We start from the raw sequence: 18,022 nt of genomic DNA on the forward strand, positions 1-18,022 counted from the left end.
AACAGGTAAATCTTATAGAGTTAAAGATAAAATATTCACTAATAATTCCAAAAAATAATTAGTCAAAAGTGTTAAAAGTTATATTTGCAAATTTGTTAAAAATAATATTGACATTAACAATTTGAAGAAGAATTAAAAAAAAATAACGAAAAATTAAAAGAACTAAGGCTTGATATAAATACAGTTAACTATAATAGTTGTCCTGATAATTATTTGGGAAATTTTGAAATTAAGGAGAACAGAGTAATACATAATAATTTATGGTTTGATAGGAAAAAAAGAGTTGAAAACATTAAGAAGATTTTTATAAATGATAATAAATTAAAATTATTGCAAGATAATAAAGAAGAAAAAATAATTCTAATAGTTTTAGAAAGTCCACATAAAGATGAATTTAAAGGAATTGATGGACATATTGCGCCGGCTATTGGAAAAACAGGGAAATATTTAAATGATTATTTTAGTAATATTATAAAGGATAAATTGGGAGATGGAAAATATAAGGTTATTTTAAGTAATGCAATTCAATATCAATGTAGCTTAGGAGTTAATACTAATATATTTAGAGATAGAATTTGGATTAAATTATGGTTAATGGAAGATTTTGATAAGTATTTTATTAAGCGTTTAGAAAAATATAAACCTGACGTTATAATTAATCTTTGTACAAAAGGTGGTCATGAAAAGGATCCTTATATTCCTAAAGTACCAAAAGTAATAAATAAAGAATATTTGTATAGTATTTGTGATGAGGAAGTTGTATTAAAGAAATTAGGAGAGGTTAAAAAGAAAATAGAATTAGGAGATTTAGTTCAAAAAATAATTAATAAATATAGTTATGATAAAGATATTTTTATTTTTAAAGGATATCACCCGTCATCATGGTGGAATAATAGATATAGAAAAATAGATATTGTGTAATTCTGCTTTCTGCTGTACTTACCCTAGGGTCATAATGTGGAATAATAGATATAGAAAAATAGATTAAGAATAATAAATAAGGCTTCATCAAAATAATTGTGCTGCTAGCCTTTAAAAAAGACAGATCTAATTCGAATCTGTCTTTTTCCTATATACATGTTAATTACTTCTACATCAATTATTAATAACTAATTTAGAAATTATAATAGCTATTGATTATTTTATAATATTGATATATGAAACAATAGAGAATCTGAATTATGAAAAGATTCCTTTAATATAATTACTCTTATAAAAATGATAAATATTCTATATATTTTAGTGCAAACTTATTTTATAATAATATCTGGACTTTAAAAAAGAAAGGAAAGAAAAAATGAAGAAAAATACTAAAGATACAATTGTTATTGGTTTTGCATTATTTTCAATGTTTTTTGGTGCTGGAAATTTAATTTTTCCTGCTTTTTTAGGAAATAAAGTAGGGAGTCAATTTTTAGCAGCTATTATCGGTTTTATTATTACAGGAGTAGGACTTCCATTTTTGGCTATAACTGCCTGTTCCATGGGGGATGGAACCTTTGATAGTATTTCAAATAGGATAGGGAAGAGGTTTTCTACAATATTAACTATTTTATTATTTATGGCAATAGGTCCCATGCTTGCAATACCGCGAACTGCAGCTACGACTTTTGAACTTGCAATAACCCCCTTTTTTCCAAACATACCACCTATTGTAGCAATGATTATATACTTTTTAATAAATATATTTTTTGTTTTTAAAAGTAGCTCCGTAATAGATACTCTTGGTAAATATCTAACTCCAACCTTAATAATATTACTTGGATTTATTATTATTAAAGGGTTACTTATTCCTATAGACAAGATTGTTTCTACTAATGCTGTTAATGTGTTTTCTTCATCTTTATTAGAAGGGTATCAAACGATGGATGCTATAGCAGCACTTTTATTTGCAGGAATAATAACAAAATCCTTAAAAAGTAAGGGGTATAGGAATAAGGAAATGTCATCTATGCTATTTAAATCAAGTGCAGTTGCTGGAATTGGACTTGCTTTTGTTTATGGAGGTTTAACTTATATAGGGGCCCAGACAGTTAATTTAACAAGTGAGAGCCTTGGAAAAACAGAAATTTTAATATTAATATCTAAAAGCATATTAGGAAATTTAGGACCGATATTAATTGGAACAGCAATGGGCTTGGCTTGCTTAACAACTTCTATAGGTTTATTAAGCTCTGGAGCAGAATTTTTTGAAAAAGTATCAAAGGGCAAATTAAATTATAAATTAAATGTTATCATAATATCCATAGTTAGTTTAGTCATTGCAACTTTAGGAGTTGATAAAATAATTGTATTATCTGTTCCAATACTTAATGTGTTATATCCTGTAGCTGTCACATTAATTGTTACAAGCTTTTTAAATAACTTAATAAATAACATAAATGCAATAAGACTTGGCACTTACACTTCATTAATTTTTGGCATATTGTCAATAATACCAGGAATAAATTTAACTTTTATACCTCTTGCTAAGCTTGGCTTTCCCTGGGTTCTGCCAACGGTAATTGCAATTGTCATAGGCTGTATGCTTTTTCCTAATACATATAAAAAATTTAGTGAAGTTTAATATTTTTTATTATATATATTAAGGAATTTGTTTATTTAACGATAATAAAAATAAGTGAAAACTAAAAGTATAGGAGAGAAATGTTATGAGATTACATCAAAATATGGATTCGCTAAATATATATAGCAGATATAAAAAGAATTTAGATGTTCAATCTAAAATAATGAATAGAATAAGTACAGGAAGTAAGATTAACTCATCTAAGGATAATCCTAATAAGATGGGAGTAAGGGAAAACCTTAGGATACAGCTTAAGGGAATACAAATGGCTGAGAGAAATATTCAAGATGGAATATCTATGTTACAAGCTGCAGATGGAGTATTATCTTCTATGAATGAGTCCTTAATAAGAATAAAAGAACTTACAGTTCAGGCAGGTGGAGTTAATAGTGAAGAAGATTTACAAATAATTCAAAATGAGATAAATCAGTTAAAGGATAGTATAGATCAAATGGCTTCAAATGCAGAATTTAATGGAGTAAAATTATTAAGCAATAAAAGTTCTGATAATAATAATCCGACTACATTAAAACATATGGTAGGCGCAAATGTAGGAGATAGAATGGAAATACCTCTATATAATATTTCATCTGAAGAAATTTTTGGAGGGGACTTAAATCTTATAAATAATGGTATTGATTCTTCACTGCAGGCAGTAGACAGTGCTATCAATATGGTAAACTCTGTTAGAAGCAGGTTTGGTGCTATCCAAAACAGACTTGAATCAAGTTATGAAAATATTGGGGATACTACACTAAATCTACAAACTGCTGAAAGCAGAATTAGTGATGCTGATATTGCCTTAGAAATGGCAGATTTTGCGAGAAGGTCAATTCTTTCAGAAAGTTCTTTAGCTTTAATGCATCAAACTAATAAATTCCCTCAAGATGTATTAAGAGTTTTGGAAAATATGAAATAATTCTATTTAATTTTGCTTTTAATTAGACAAAGTATGAATTTAATAGAAATTAATATAATAATTACAACGTTATGCAAATTAATGCATAGCGTTTTTTGCTTTTTTTGGCAAAAAATATTTAATATTAATAAAAAGTATAAAAATATTAGAAAAATTTATCAAAAAAAACGAAAGAATTAGCAGTTAAAAGAATATATTTGAAATTTTTGGTTTTTATTTTTAAAATTATGTTGATTATTTTTCTAAAAAATTTAATAGAAAAATAATTTCTATTAAACTATAATAAAATATGATAAAATTTAATTTGTAATTAACAAAAAATAATAGGAATTATTCCGAAAAAAATAGTATAATGATAAATGATAATATATAATTGTAAACGACAAAAATTTTTATAATTTAATAATTTTTTAGGGAGAGAAGTTTATGAATATTAATAATAAAGATAGCACATATAAAATTTTAAAATTAGGTCTAGATGCATCCTCCTTAAGGGGGAAGGTTATAGCTAATAATATTGCAAATATTAATACAAAGAATTTCAAAAAGTCCTATGTTACTTTTGAAGAAAATTTGACGAATGAAAAAAATAAACTTTCCTTAAAGAAGACAAATGTAGAGCATCTTAATGGAAAGCATAATAATTCTTTAATTTCTATTGAGCAAGATAATAGTACAAGCATGCGTCAAGATGGAAATAATGTTGATTTAGATTTGGAAAAAGTAAATCAAGCAGCTAATACAATGATGTATAATGCTTTAATTACTCAAGCAAATTCAAAACTAAGTATGACAAAGAGTGTAATATCAGGAGGTAATTAATAGTTATGGGATTATTTAATACAATGAGAATTAGTGCAAGCGGCTTATCTGCTGAAAGGCTTAGAATGGATACAATTACATCTAATATTGCAAATGCAACTACTACCAGGGGAGAAGATGGAAAACCCTATGTTAGAAAAATTGCTGTTTTTCAAGAAAATTTAGATAAGGCAAAGGGATTAAATGGGGTAAAGGCAATAGGAATTGCTGAAGATGATTCTCCTTTGCAAAAAGTTTATGATCCTACTCATCCAGATGCAGATGAAAATGGATATGTGACTATGCCAAATGTAAACATACTAAATGAAATGGCAGATATGATTGCAGCTTCAAGATCCTATGAAGCAAATGTGGACACATTAAATGCAACTAAAAGCATGTTTATGAAAACTTTAGAGCTTGGTAAATAGGGGAGGGGATTTAGGTGATAGTAAATAAGTTTGTTCCTTCACAGGAAATATTTAATAATATTAGTAATATAAAAGAAAAAGGAAATGAAGCAGCTAATAAAAGTTTTGAGAGTGTTTTAAAGGATAATTTAGACAAGTTAAATCAAAAGCAAATCGAAGCTGATAATATAACTAACGAATTTATTGCAGGCGGAGATGTGGAAGTACATGAAATGATGTTAAGTATGGAAGAAGCAAAGATGTCTCTTCAATTAGCAATACAAGTAAGGAATAAAGTTGTGGATGCGATAAAAGAGTTAAACAACATGCAATTGTAGTAGTAAGGAGTGCTATTGATGAATAAGCTTAAAGAAATGTTCAATAAGCTATTGGAGAAATATAAAGCGTTTAGTAAAGGTGTAAGAATTGCAGTAATAGTTGCCCTTATTGCTTTATTAATAGCTATAGCTTCATTGTTTTTTTACAATTCTGCCAATAAATATAAGGTATTATTTTCTAATTTAGATCCAGCTGATGCTCAAAATATTATGGCGGAATTAACGAATTTAGGTATAGATATGAAGGTAGAGGGACAGAGTATTTTAGTTCCTAGAAATGAGGTTGATAGACTTAGACTTGAATTAGCACCTAAATTATCTGGTGGAAGCGTGGGATATGAACTATTAGATAACGGAAGCTCCTTTGGAATGACAGAAGATGAATTTAATTTGAAAAAATTAAGAGCTCATCAAGGGGAATTAGAAAAAACTATAAAAAGTTTTCCTCAAGTTGAAACAGTTAGAGTACATATAACTCCAGCAAAGGATTCTGTCTTTGTTGAAGATAAGGAACCTGGAAAGGCGGCGGTTTATATAAAATTAAGTCCTGGCAACACATTAACTAAGGATCAGGTTAAATCAATTGTTGCTTTAGTGTCAGCAAGTTCTTCAAATATTCCGGAAGAAAATGTACAAGTTATAGATAGTAATATGAATTTGTTAACAGAAGGATTAGAAAGTTCAGAGGGAATAGAGGTAAGTTCAGAAACTATCCAACAACATTTTGATTTAGAGAAGAAATATGAAAAAGAATTAGAAGATTCAATTGTGAAATTATTAGAGCCTGTTATTGGAAAAAATAAAGTAGCTACATCTGTGAATGTAGATTTGGATTTTGATTCAAAGCAAAAAACAGAAACAATTATCGATCCAAATAAGGTTATAATAAGTCAACAGACAATAAAGGAAAATAGTAATTCTACTGAGGGAAATACAAGCACAAGTCCAGTAGATAATAATATGCAAAATTCTATAGGTGGAGATGAAAATTCATCAGAAAATACATCTTCAAGAGAAGAGGTAACAACCAATTATGAAACTGGCAAAACAGAAATTCAAACTATAAGCGCTCCTGGAGAGGTAAAAAGATTAACTGCAACTGTCTTTGTTGATGGTAATTTAGATCAAAATGTACAAGCTGCTATTGAGAATGCAGTGGCAAATGCAATAGGTCTTAATACTGAAAGAGGAGATTCTATTTCTGTTACAGGAATGAAGTTTGATTCTATAACAAAAGAAGGAAATCAAGATGATATTGATGCAATTAATGAGTTATTGGAACAAGAAAAAATGAAGAGAATTTTAATTTATGGTGGAATTGGTTTATTACTTCTTATTGGAATAATTACAGCTATTATAATAAGAATAAGAAAATCTAGAAGAAATGATGAAGAAGAAAAGAAAAATCTTTTAGATGTTGTAATTGATGATACAACAGAAAAAACACAAGAACTACCAAAGCTAGATCTTGATGCTATTAATCCAAAGACTCATATGGAAAATGAAATAAGAAAGTATGCTACAGAAAAACCAGAACAAGTAGCTGAAATTATTAAGTCTTGGTTAAATGAAAATGATAGGTAGGTGATGTTATGGCAAGAGATAATAATAAATTAACTGGAATACAAAAGGCTGCAATACTTTTTATAACATTAGGACCTGAAGCATCATCATCTATTTTAAAGAGGCTTCCTGAAAGTGACATACAAAAGATTACTTATGAAATTGCAAATATTACATCAGTTACTTCAGAGCAAAGGCAGGAAATATTAGATGAATTCTTAGAGATGAATAGGGCCCAAGATTATATAGTTGAGGGTGGCATTGAGTATGCCAGAACCTTGCTGGCAAAAGCCTTAGGAACTCAAAGGGCAAATGAAATATTAGAAAAAATAACTGAGGCAACACAACAATATAGACCTTTTGCAATTGCAAGAAAGGCTGATGCTCATCAATTATTAAATGTAATTATGTACGAGCATCCTCAAACTATAGCTTTAATCTTATGTTATCTTCAACCTGATAGAGCAGCACAGGTGTTAGCAGAATTACCAGAAGAAACGCAAAGTGAAGTTGCCTATAGAATTGCAACTATGAGCAATACATCTCCAATGGTTATTAAGGAAATAGAAAAGGTACTTGAAAGTAAGCTAAGCAGCGTAGTAAGAAGCGAAATGACTTCCTTAGGTGGGATTGAAGCTTTAGTGGATATATTAAACCAAGTAGATAGAACAACTGAAAAGAATATTACTGAAAGTTTAGAGAGAGAAGATCCAGAATTGGCAGATGTAATTAAGAGCTCAATGTTCGTATTTGAAGATATTGTTACTCTTGACGATACATCAATTCAAAGAGTTCTTAGAGAAGTTGACGGAAAAGAACTTGCTCTTGCTCTTAAGGGATGCTCTGACGAAGTTGCTAATGCTATCTTCAGAAATCAATCTAAGAGAGCTGCTGCTGCCCTTAAGGAAGATATGGAATTCTTAGGACCTGTTAGGTTAATGGATGTTGAAAAAGCTCAGCAAAAGATTGTTTCAATTATTAGAAGATTGGATGATGCTCAGGAAATAATAATTTCAAGAGGTGGCGAAGATGCAATTATCTTATAATCTTATTAAAAATAAGGTTGCTGTAACTAGTAATAACAAACAAATTGAAACAAATTATGTGAGAAAAAAAAGAGAAGAAGAAGCAGATAAATCAAAAGAAATTGAAATTGATATAAAAGCTAGCTATGAAAAGCTGGGGGCAGACATTATACGAAAAGCAAAATCTGATGCTGAAGCAATTTTAATGGAAAGTAGACGTAATGCCGTTGAAATAGAAAGAGAAGCTTATGAAAATGGCTATGCTCAAGGAAAACAAAATGGTTATGAAGATGGATTTGATAAAGGCTATAAAGAAAGCATTGAAAGAGTAAAACAAGAAACAAAAGATAAAGTGAAAGAGAAGATTGAAAATGCTGAAAGAATATTAGCTTTAGCAAATGCTGAATATCAAAGATATATAAATGAAAAAGAAAAAGAAATAGTTAAATTAGCCTTTGAAATGGCTAAAGCCATTGCTGGAAGAGAATTAAAAAGAGATGAAGGTGTTTTGCCTTTGATTGAGGATATATTAAATGAAGCTAAAAATGAAGAAAATATTATTATAAGATGTAATAAACTTCATATAAAGTCTATCGAAGAAAAAATTGAATATTATAAAAAAGCTTATTCAATAAAAGGTGAAATCTTTATATTAGAAGATCCTTTAATGGAGCCTGGTAATGCTGTTGTTGAAAAAAGTTCTGGGAAAGCAATTGTAGGAATTGATGTAGCTTTAGAAAAGTTAGAAGAAGCATTGTTTAAATGATTTTAGGTGAGGCAGTATGTATATAGATTTTGATTCAATAATAAGAAAAGTTGGAGAGGTATACACAAAATATCAGGAGGGGACAGTTAAACAGGTTATCGGACTTACTATAGAAGTTCAAGGAGTAAAGGCTTTTGTTGGGGAGCTATGTACAATTTACAACCTTGATAACCAGCCGATAAAATGCGAAGTTGTAGGCTTTAGGGAAAATGCAGTTTTGCTTATGCCCCTAGGTGAACTTATTGGGGTTTCATCAGGCTGTAGAGTTGTTCCAGAAAGAAGGCCCCTTGAAGTAAGATGCTCTGATGAACTTATTGGAAAAATATTAGATGGTCTTGGTAATCCTCTTTCTGATGAAAAATTGATTGATGGCATAGGATATCCTCTTGAAAACCAGCCGCCAGATCCTCTTAAAAGAAAAAGAATTAAAGATATTCTTCCAACTGGAGTAAGAGCAATAGATGGCTTTTTAACTGTTGGGGAAGGTCAGAGAATTGGTATTTTTGCTGGTTCAGGGGTAGGTAAAAGTACAACTCTAGGTATGATTGCAAGAGAAGCAGAAGCTGATGTTAACGTAATTTCCCTTATTGGAGAAAGAGGAAGGGAAGTTTTAGAGTTTATTGAAAAAGATTTAGGACCAGAAGGAATGAAAAAATCAGTTGTTGTTTGTGCAACCTCTGATAAGCCTGCATTAATTAGAATTAAGGGGGCCCTAACAGCTACTGCCATTGCTGAATATTTTAGAGACCAAGGCAAAAAAGTAATACTTATGATGGATTCAGTTACAAGATTTGCTATGGCTCAAAGGGAAATTGGACTAGCAATAGGAGAACCTCCAGCCCAAAAGGGATATACACCTTCTGTATTTGCAAAACTTCCAAAGCTTATGGAGAGACCAGGGACCTCAGATAAGGGTTCTATAACTGCCTTCTATACAGTTTTGGTTGATGGAGATGATTTTAATGAGCCTATTGCAGATGCGGTAAGGGGGATTTTAGATGGCCATATTGTATTATCTAGAGCTTTGGCTCATAAGAATCATTATCCAGCAATTGATATTTTAAATAGTATAAGTAGACTTATGTCTAATATTGCAGAAGAAAAACATAAAGCTTCAGCTTCCTATGCAAGGGATTTACTTGCTACTTATAAAGATGCCGAGGATTTAATTAATTTAGGAGCCTATGTAAAAGGAAGCAATAAGAAAATAGATTTAGCAATTAAGTATATTGAAAGTATAAACAAATTCTTAAAACAGGGTATAGAAGAAAAGAGTGATTTTAATACTTCTATTAATAATTTAATTTCAATATTTAATAATTAAAAGGTGATAAATAATGGCACAAAAATTCAAATTCAGTTTAGAAAAACTTCTTGATATAAGAAAAGAAAAAGAAGAGGAAAGTAAAAGAAAATTCACTAAAATTCAAAAAGAGAAGCAGGAAACTGAGCAAAGGCTGGATGCTCTAAAGGAAAATTATGAAAAATACAATGGTATTCGTCCAGGTGAAGACTTGATATATCAAAAAATTAAAAAAAATTATTTATTCGCCTTAAATAAAGGAATAGAACAAACAGAAAAAGAACTTATTGCTAAAACAAAAGAACTTGAAGTAAAAAGAAAAGAATTAATTCAAAAGCAGATAGAAAGAAAGACTGTTGATATTTTAAAAGAAAAAAAGAAAGTGGCATATTATAAAGAATTAGACAGGATTGAGCAATTACAGCTAGATGAAATGGCCTTATATGCCTACGTTAGAAATAACAAATCAATTCAAAATTAATTTTGAAAGGAGGTGAAAATGGTGAACTTAGATATATTAAATCAGCTTAAAATTAATATTCAAAATACAGATATAAAATCTAACAGCTCTAAACTTTCAAAAAATGAAATTAAGGATAAAAATAGCTTTAATGACTTATTGAACAAGGAAGTTAATGAAAGAGGGATTAAATGCAAAAGCGAAAAAGCAGTTGTGTCTAGAGAAAAAAATGAATTAAAACAAGATACAGTTGAAAAAGAAATTGTTGTTGATAAGAAGTCTCTGGAAGAAGTTATCGAAAAAGTAGTTAAGGTTATAGATGAAAATTTTGATGAAGAGGAAGTAGATTTAAAAAGTATTTCAGATGTATTAATTTTATTATCTAATTTACTTTATAATGACAATTCTATCAATGAAAATTCTTATAATAATTTAATTATTAGTGATAGTAATTGTCTTGATATCAATGTAGAAAATGATAATAAATCTTTTATTACAAATTTCGATATTAACGGAGAAAGTATTTTCAATGATAACAATCAAATTATTGATAATGGTATAGAAGGAATACTAAATGAACTATTTTATGGGAATGAAAGGAATGGTGCTGTTTTAAATGATGCAATAAATATAGCAGCTAATTTAGATAAGAAAAATTCTAATTTAAATGAAGCAACAAGCATTATTGATAATTTAGAAATAATTAAAGGTTTATTAATAGAGGCATTAGAAAATAATAATTCTTTAGAAGAAGACGCTGCATTTAATTTAAAAGTTGATAACCTTAATAATAAGTTAATAGAGATAGTTAATTCACTTTCACAAGAAGATATAACTTCTATGGTTAATTCTATGAATAAGGATGAAAAGACAGAATTAATGAAGGCCTTAACTTCTATTAAAAATAATGAGGAAGCTTCAAAGTTTGATAATTCTCATGAGTTAATGTCTCCTATATCCATAAGGATAGCTTCTAATAATGAAGCTAATGAAGATGGATATGAATTTAATTTAAAGGATGAAATTGCTGAAGAAGATAAGCTATTATTAAAGATTTTAGGAGAAGATGATAAGAATTCCTTTGCTAGTTTATTAGCTTCAGTTAATAAATCTATTCAAAATCCTAGTGAAATTATTGTTGAGCCGAAGGGAATCTATAGGCATACTTTTAATTCTGATATTATTCAAAGTGTTAAATACATGATTAAGAATAATATGGAAGAATTAAGTATTAAGATTTATCCTAAGGAACTTGGAGAACTAACAATTAAAATTATTTCGGAAGAAGGTATAATGAAGGCAGAACTTAGAGCTACTTCTAAGGAAACTTATAATTTGTTAAATGCAAATCTTCAAGAAATAACAAATAATTTACAAGAGCAAAATATAAAAATTCAAGAGGTATCAATAAATATTTACAATGAAGATACTACATTCTTTAGTGGTGAGAAGCAAAATTCTTCTAACTCACAAGAAAATAAATCTGAAAATAAAGTTATAGGAATATATTCAGAGGGGGAGCTGGAAGAAGCAGTCGAGGAAGCAAGCATGGATAATAATTTAAATATTTTAGCTTAGGAGGGAGATTATGACTACTAATATAAGTGCCTATAACATTAATGGCAGGGCTACTGACAGAGGAACTAGGATTGTAAAGCCTGGAGAAGAAATGGACAAAAACGCCTTTTTAAGAATTCTTGCTGCAGAACTTTCAAATCTAGATCCTACTGGAAATGTTGATTCAACTCAATATGTTACTCAAATGGCACAGTTTGCGCAAATGGAGCAGTTTACTAATTTAAATAATACTATGTCAAGTTTTGCTAATAATGCAATGGTTGGAAGAGGAGTTGTATTAAATGCATATGATAATCAAGGTGTCCAATATACGGGTATAGTAAGGGCGGTTACAACTACTGCTTATGGAACAACCATATCTGTTGAAGTTAATGAAGATGGAAAAAATGTATATAAGGATTTTGATTTGTCCAGTGTTGCTTCAGTATTAGATGTAGAAGATACTAATCAAGCTTCATTAATAAATCTTAATAGAAATACATCCTTTTTAACAGCAACTTCACTTATTAATAAATTTGTAGAATTAAGCGAAAAAGATGATGATGGTAATAATTTAGTTGGACAAGTTCTAGGAGTATTAAGAGAGGGAAACACAATAAATGTTAGAGTTAAATTAGATGGAACTGGAGAAATTAAGGAATTTAACTTTGAAAAAATTACTAAGACAGTAGGAAGTTCTGAAGAACTATAGTTATAAATGAAAAGCAGGTGATTTCATGGGCTTTAGAGTTATTAATGGTATAGCTTATCCTGTTGGGAATTTTCAATTGCCAGAGGATTCAGGTTTTAGTAAAGCCAATAATAAAGAAAAGATAAATTTCAATGATGTTCTAAAAAATGAAGTAAATAAAATTCAAAGTGATTACACAATATCTAAACATGCTGCAGAAAGGTTAAGTAATTTAAATTTTACATCTGAAGATATGAAGGTCATTGGCAGAGGTTTTAAGCTGGCTGAAAATAAGGGCTCAAGAAATTCAGTGATGTTATATAAAGATGTAGCATTGATAGCCAGCATTGAAAATAAGACCTTAATTACTGCGGTTGAAAAGGAAAGATCAAAGGAGAATATCTTTACAAATGTTGATAGTGTAGTTCTTTTATAAGCTGGACCTAAAATAGGAAGCTTATTCTTATGGAATGACAGAAGTAAGAAAATAAAATATTTAGGAGGTCAATTATGTTAAAATCATTATATTCCGGGATTAGCGGTATGAAAGTAAATCAAACTAAACTAGATGTTATAGGTAATAATATATCAAATGTAGGAACAACAGCATTTAAATCTTCAACAGCAAGATTTAGTGATATGTTAAGTCAAAATATTTCTGATGCAATGGCTCCTTCAATTAAGCAAGGGGGAACAAATGCTAAACAAGTTGGTCTTGGAGTACAATTGGCTAGTATTGCTAATATTATGACTCAAGGTTCAATGCAGCCTACTAACAGAGCTTTAGATGTTGCAATCGATGGTACAGGTTACTTTATGGTAAGTAAAGGGCCAACAGTATTTGATGATTCTTTGAAAGTAAATCATAAGGTAGGAACACATAATTTTGTTGCACAAGGCGTAGAATCAGCTAGTGAAATATTCTATACTAGAGACGGAGCTTTTACATTAGACGAAGAAGGGAACCTATTAACCGCTAATGGTTATAGAATACTTGGATATTCGTTAACTAATGATGACAATTCAAAAACTCCAACAGCACTTTCACCAGGGGAAGTAACAATAGATGATGTTGATAACAGTTTAAAGTTTAATTTTGGACCTGGTTCTCAATTAAATGGTTATAGATTTGTTATAGGTACAAGAGATGCTGGTACAGTTACATCAGCAGAAGTAGATAATAATACTAAGACAATCACAATTAATGGAGATTTTACAACTGAAAATGCTTTAACAACTGCACAAATTGAAGTAGCAGTAAATAAAGCTTTATCTAAAGCAGGAATATCACAAAGTGTAAAAGTTTCTTCTGATAATGCAAATTTAAATACTATTACTACAAACGGGCCATCAGGAATAATAACTGGAGGTACCCCAGCAGAAAGTATAGATGATAATGGGAATGTTTATTTCGTAGATGCAACTTTAGATCTAAAAGCTTATGATGGTGAATTAAAAACTTTAAGAATTCCTGAAAAAGTTAAAATGCCGGGCTCAGATGAAGAATTAAGAATTAAGAGTTTTACAATAGATGCTAATGGAATTATTAGTGGAGTTCTTGAGGATGGTAGAGTTGCTGCCCTTGGCCAAATAGCATTAGCTTCTTTTAGAAATGCAGAAGGTCTAACTAAGAATGGTGGAAATATGTATAGTGCTTCTGTAAACTCAGGTGAAGCTGTTATTAAGAGTGGTGTTGGAACAATCGAAGATGATAACTCAAGTGGTTACGGCTCAACAAATCAAGGTATGCTTGAAATGTCAAACGTTGATTTAGCAGAACAATTTACAGATATGATTGTAGCAAGTAGGGCTTTCCAAGCGGCTGGAAAAATGATAACTACTGGAGACGAAATTCTTCAAGACATAATTAATTTAAAAAGATAGGTAATTTAGTTAACAGCTTTCAGTTTTCAAGTTTCAGTTAAGGAGATTTCCTTAACTGATAACTGATAACTGGCAACTGATAACTGATATAATGGGGTGTTTTTATGATAGAACTAACAGCAATGAATAATAAGAAATTTATATTAAATGCTGAGCATATAGAAAAAATTGAAGAAGTACCTGAGACTTTAATAACCCTTACAAATGGCAAGAAATATATAGTATTGGAAAGCATAGATGAAGTAGTTGAAGAAGTCCTTAAATATAAAAATAAAATTGTTGCATATAGGTTATAGTGGGAGGCAGGTTATATGAAGAAAACAGATATTTTAACCGGAGTAGGTTTGGTTCTTGGTATAGCACTAGTGGTATATGGTATAGTTCAAGGAGGACCACTAATGTGGTTCTGGGATTTTGCTTCTTTATTGATAACAGGAGGGGGATCAATTTCTGCATTATTGATGACTTATACATTATCTGAAGTGAAAAATATTGGCAAAGTTTTTATGCAGGCTTTTAAAGAAGCTAACTCTTCTCCAAAAGAAATTATAGTACAATTTACTGATATTTCAAAGAAAGCAAGAAGAGAGGGTTTATTATCTTTAGAAGATGAAATAAATGCTATGGAAGATCCATTTATTAAAAAGGGACTTCAAATGGTTGTTGATGGTGTGGAACCAGAGTTGATAAGAGAAATATTAGAATTAGAAATAGCAGAGATGCAAGCAAGACACGAAAGAGGTGCAGGAATGTTCCAAACTTGGGGGTCATACGCTCCAGCCTTTGGTATGATTGGAACACTTATTGGACTTATTCAAATGCTTGCCAATGTTACTGATATAGCTAATATTACAAAGGGGATGGGAGTTGCTTTAATAACAACTTTCTATGGATCAGTTATTGCCAATATGATATGTCTTCCAATATATACAAATTTACAACAAAAAAATAATAAGGAAGTAGAAGAGAAGGAAATGATGTTAGAGGGAATTCTTGCAATACAATCCGGTGTAAACCCAAGAATAGTAGAAGAAAAACTTATTACATATTTACCTCCAAAAGAAAAGCTAGAGTATTTACAAAATAATGTTGAGAATGACAAAGGGGTTGTTATTTAATGGCAAGAGAAAAAAAGAAAAGTGAAGGACTTACTGGAAATGAGTGGATGTCTACTTATTCTGATACAGTTACATTACTTATGACATTTTTTGTCTTACTATTTGTAATAACTTCCCAAAATAATGAAAGTGCTAGTAAAGTAGTTTTAGAAGCTTTAAATGGTGAGGGGAGCTCCATACTTCAATTTGATTTATATGATGGAGAAGTTCCATTAATAGGTGGAGAATCAGACATAGAGGGTGAAGGTGTCTTAACAAAGAAAGAACAGACATATAAAGAAGCAAAAGATTTTCTAAGTAATAACCAGGAACTTAAAGATATTATCACAATTGAAGATAATGAAAGAGGAGTTATTGTAGAATTAAAGGATAATATATTATTTGAATCTGCTAGTTCTCAGCTAAAAGCTGATAGTAGGGCAGTTTTAGATAAGGTAAGTGAATTATTAGCTTCAATTGATAATGATATTTTAGTAGAAGGACATACAGATAATGTTCCGATAAATACATATGACTTTCCTTCTAACTGGGAGTTATCTGCTGATAGGGCAGTAAATGTAGTAAGATATTTTGTTGAGGAAAAGGGGCTTGATCCTACTAGATTTAGTGCTTCTGGATATGGTGAATATCACCCAGTTGCACCAAATGATACTTATGAAAATAAGGCGAAAAATAGAAGGGTTAATATTTTAATAATAACATCTCAGGAGGGTTAAAATAATGGCTAAAAATAAAGAAGAAAAAAAGGGTAAAGGAAGAAGAGTTTTAATTATTTTTGCAGTAATAGCAGCAATTGGTGTAGGTGTATTTGCTGGTACATATTTTGCTATGAATAAAAGTGCTGCAAATGAACCAGTATATATTAAAGAAGCTTATTATGAAGTAGGTGAAATTTTTGTTAACTTAAGTGATGAAAATTCAAGAAGATATGTTAAGCTTAATCTATCAATAAGCTATGATTCGTCAAATAAAGAAATAGTTGATGAATTAAATGAAAAGGCAGTTGCAATTAAGGATATAGCAAACTTTTATTTTAAATCCTGCAAGGCAAAGGATTTTGAGCCTGCAAATGAAGCTGTCTTAAAGGGAACATTACTTGAGAAAATAAATACTAAGCTAACTTCTGGAAAGCTTGTAGATGTTTATATTAGTGAAATTATAGTTCAATAATAGAAGGTAGAAGGTTAATGGAATTAGCAGTTTTAATGATAAAATTACTATCAGCTTTAGTAGTAGTTTTTGCTTTAATGTTTATACTTGTCAAGATCAGTAATAGGAAATTAGATAAGTTAAATGAAGGAAAATATATTAGAGTTTTGGAAAGGACAAACATTTCTAAAGATAATTCAATAATATTACTAAAAATTGGTAAAAAAGGGTATGTCATTAGTTCTTCTAATAAAGGTATAGAAAAATTAGAAGAGATTTCTGAAGAGGAAATTGCAGAAATATATGAAAATAAGGAAAAACAAAAAGAAGAAATAAGTCAACAATATGAAGATTTAATAAAAAAACTAAATTTGAAAGTGAAAAAGCTTAAGAATAAAAATAGCTAAGAGGAAGATTAATATGAGTAAAAGAAAAAGAATTATATTTATGGTCATAGTTATTATATCTTTAACCTTTATATTTGATAAAACTGTAATGGCAGACCCCATAAATATACCTGATCTTAATATTTCTATTGGTGATGAAGCAGCCTCTCCTCAAAATTATGTAGATAATATAAAGTTGTTAATTGTATTAACAATACTAACTTTATTGCCGTCTATAATAATTATGATGACCTCATTTACTAGAATAGTTGTAGTTTTTTCATTTTTGAAAAATGCATTAGGAGCAGCTCAATCAATACCAAATCAAATTCTTACTGGTTTGGCAATATTTTTGACTATCTTTATTATGAGACCAGTATATAATGAAATTAACGAGAATTCTTTTAAACCTTTTATGGAAAATGCAATTACTCAAGAAGAAGCTATAGAGAAAGCAAGCAAGCCTTTAAGGGAGTTTATGTTAAAAGAAACTAGACAAAAAGATTTGGAATTATTTATTGAAACATCAGATTTAAATACTGAGGAAATTACAAGGGAAAATATTCCTTTAACTGTTGTAATACCAGCTTTTGCTATAAGTGAATTAAAAACAGCCTTTCAAATAGGTTTTTTAATATATTTACCATTTTTAATTATAGATATGGTAGTTTCAAGTATTTTAATGTCAATGGGAATGTTTATGATTCCGCCAGTTATGGTGTCTCTTCCTTTTAAATTACTATTATTTGTAATGGTGGATGGATGGAATTTATTAGTTAAATCTTTAATTTCAAGTTTTGGAGGATAATGCGAAAAATGAGTCAAAATTTAGTTACTGGCATTGTTAAAGATACTTTATTTACAGCTCTAAAGGTAGTTGGACCAATTTTAATAGTTTCTATTTTAATTGGACTAATAATAAGTATTTTTCAAGCTACAACCCAAATTCAAGAACAGACATTGACTTTTGTTCCAAAATTAATAGGGGTTGCGATTACAGGGTTAATTTTAGGGAGTTTTATGTCTCAAACGATTATAGATTTTACAAAGAGAATATTTGATATAATAATTAATATATCTTAGGGG

The 18,022-nt window shown here is 29.6% G+C and carries 22 protein-coding genes; all 22 read left to right on the forward strand.

The window, feature by feature from the left end; genetic code table 11:
• Window positions 1-213 precede the first annotated feature (213 nt).
• Window positions 214-921 carry a hypothetical protein gene (locus KQI16_RS05075; RefSeq protein ID WP_216432615.1) on the forward strand — a complete coding sequence of 236 codons (708 nt, stop codon included), beginning with the start codon at window positions 214-216 and terminating at the stop codon, window positions 919-921.
• Window positions 922-1,297: 376 nt separating this feature from the next.
• Complete coding sequence (gene brnQ / locus KQI16_RS05080; RefSeq protein WP_216432616.1) at window positions 1,298-2,566, forward strand: branched-chain amino acid transport system II carrier protein; 1,269 nt, start codon at window positions 1,298-1,300, stop codon at window positions 2,564-2,566.
• Window positions 2,567-2,651: 85 nt separating this feature from the next.
• Window positions 2,652-3,485: a flagellin N-terminal helical domain-containing protein gene (locus tag KQI16_RS05085; RefSeq protein ID WP_216432617.1), complete on the forward strand. Its 834-nt coding sequence runs from the start codon at window positions 2,652-2,654 to the stop codon at window positions 3,483-3,485.
• A 426-nt stretch (window positions 3,486-3,911) separates the two neighbouring features.
• Window positions 3,912-4,307: a flagellar basal body rod protein FlgB gene (flgB, locus tag KQI16_RS05090; protein WP_216432618.1), complete on the forward strand. Its 396-nt coding sequence runs from the start codon at window positions 3,912-3,914 to the stop codon at window positions 4,305-4,307.
• 5 nt (window positions 4,308-4,312) lie between these two features.
• Window positions 4,313-4,717: a flagellar basal body rod protein FlgC gene (gene flgC / locus KQI16_RS05095; RefSeq protein ID WP_216432619.1), complete on the forward strand. Its 405-nt coding sequence runs from the start codon at window positions 4,313-4,315 to the stop codon at window positions 4,715-4,717.
• A 14-nt stretch (window positions 4,718-4,731) separates the two neighbouring features.
• A complete protein-coding gene (gene fliE, locus KQI16_RS05100; RefSeq protein WP_216432620.1) occupies window positions 4,732-5,034 on the forward strand; it encodes a flagellar hook-basal body complex protein FliE in 303 nt (100 codons plus the stop codon).
• Window positions 5,035-5,052: 18 nt separating this feature from the next.
• Window positions 5,053-6,618, forward strand: a complete 1,566-nt coding sequence (gene fliF, locus KQI16_RS05105) for a flagellar basal-body MS-ring/collar protein FliF (protein ID WP_216432621.1) — start codon at window positions 5,053-5,055, stop codon at window positions 6,616-6,618.
• Window positions 6,619-6,626: 8 nt separating this feature from the next.
• Window positions 6,627-7,643, forward strand: a complete 1,017-nt coding sequence (gene fliG, locus KQI16_RS05110; RefSeq protein WP_216432622.1) for a flagellar motor switch protein FliG — start codon at window positions 6,627-6,629, stop codon at window positions 7,641-7,643.
• Window positions 7,627-8,388 (forward strand): FliH/SctL family protein, encoded by a 762-nt coding sequence (locus tag KQI16_RS05115; protein WP_216432623.1) that lies wholly within the window; start codon window positions 7,627-7,629, stop codon window positions 8,386-8,388. The genes fliG and KQI16_RS05115 overlap by 17 nt, the downstream gene beginning before the upstream one ends.
• A gap of 16 nt (window positions 8,389-8,404) precedes the next feature.
• On the forward strand, window positions 8,405-9,712 hold the full coding sequence (gene fliI / locus KQI16_RS05120; RefSeq protein WP_216432624.1) for a flagellar protein export ATPase FliI: 1,308 nt from the start codon (window positions 8,405-8,407) through the stop codon (window positions 9,710-9,712).
• Window positions 9,713-9,725: 13 nt separating this feature from the next.
• Window positions 9,726-10,172, forward strand: a complete 447-nt coding sequence (fliJ, locus tag KQI16_RS05125) for a flagellar export protein FliJ (RefSeq protein ID WP_216432625.1) — start codon at window positions 9,726-9,728, stop codon at window positions 10,170-10,172.
• 18 nt (window positions 10,173-10,190) lie between these two features.
• Complete coding sequence (locus KQI16_RS05130; protein ID WP_216432626.1) at window positions 10,191-11,729, forward strand: flagellar hook-length control protein FliK; 1,539 nt, start codon at window positions 10,191-10,193, stop codon at window positions 11,727-11,729.
• A 10-nt stretch (window positions 11,730-11,739) separates the two neighbouring features.
• A complete protein-coding gene (locus KQI16_RS05135) occupies window positions 11,740-12,420 on the forward strand; it encodes a flagellar hook assembly protein FlgD (protein WP_216432627.1) in 681 nt (226 codons plus the stop codon).
• Window positions 12,421-12,445: 25 nt separating this feature from the next.
• Window positions 12,446-12,835: a flagellar biosynthesis protein gene (locus KQI16_RS05140; protein ID WP_216432628.1), complete on the forward strand. Its 390-nt coding sequence runs from the start codon at window positions 12,446-12,448 to the stop codon at window positions 12,833-12,835.
• A 74-nt stretch (window positions 12,836-12,909) separates the two neighbouring features.
• Window positions 12,910-14,283 carry a flagellar hook protein FlgE gene (locus KQI16_RS05145; RefSeq protein ID WP_216432629.1) on the forward strand — a complete coding sequence of 458 codons (1,374 nt, stop codon included), beginning with the start codon at window positions 12,910-12,912 and terminating at the stop codon, window positions 14,281-14,283.
• A gap of 104 nt (window positions 14,284-14,387) precedes the next feature.
• Entirely contained in the window at window positions 14,388-14,579 is a 192-nt protein-coding gene (locus tag KQI16_RS05150; RefSeq protein ID WP_216432630.1) for a flagellar FlbD family protein, read from the forward strand.
• A gap of 15 nt (window positions 14,580-14,594) precedes the next feature.
• A complete protein-coding gene (locus tag KQI16_RS05155) occupies window positions 14,595-15,401 on the forward strand; it encodes a motility protein A (protein WP_216432631.1) in 807 nt (268 codons plus the stop codon).
• Window positions 15,401-16,117 (forward strand): OmpA/MotB family protein, encoded by a 717-nt coding sequence (locus tag KQI16_RS05160; RefSeq protein ID WP_216432632.1) that lies wholly within the window; start codon window positions 15,401-15,403, stop codon window positions 16,115-16,117. The genes KQI16_RS05155 and KQI16_RS05160 overlap by 1 nt, the downstream gene beginning before the upstream one ends.
• Window positions 16,118-16,121: 4 nt before the next feature.
• Window positions 16,122-16,571, forward strand: coding sequence for a flagellar basal body-associated FliL family protein (locus KQI16_RS05165; protein ID WP_216432633.1), 450 nt, complete (start codon window positions 16,122-16,124; stop codon window positions 16,569-16,571).
• 17 nt (window positions 16,572-16,588) lie between these two features.
• The gene (locus KQI16_RS05170; RefSeq protein WP_216432634.1) at window positions 16,589-16,957 is read left to right on the forward strand and encodes a flagellar biosynthetic protein FliO; all 369 of its coding nucleotides are present in this window, start codon (window positions 16,589-16,591) and stop codon (window positions 16,955-16,957) included.
• Window positions 16,958-16,970: 13 nt separating this feature from the next.
• Entirely contained in the window at window positions 16,971-17,744 is a 774-nt protein-coding gene (gene fliP / locus KQI16_RS05175; protein ID WP_216432635.1) for a flagellar type III secretion system pore protein FliP, read from the forward strand.
• 8 nt (window positions 17,745-17,752) lie between these two features.
• Complete coding sequence (gene fliQ / locus KQI16_RS05180) at window positions 17,753-18,019, forward strand: flagellar biosynthesis protein FliQ (protein WP_216432636.1); 267 nt, start codon at window positions 17,753-17,755, stop codon at window positions 18,017-18,019.
• Window positions 18,020-18,022 lie beyond the last annotated feature (3 nt).

The organism is Caproiciproducens sp. MSJ-32, assembly GCF_018918055.1.
Lineage (GTDB): Bacteria > Bacillota > Clostridia > Clostridiales > Clostridiaceae > Clostridium.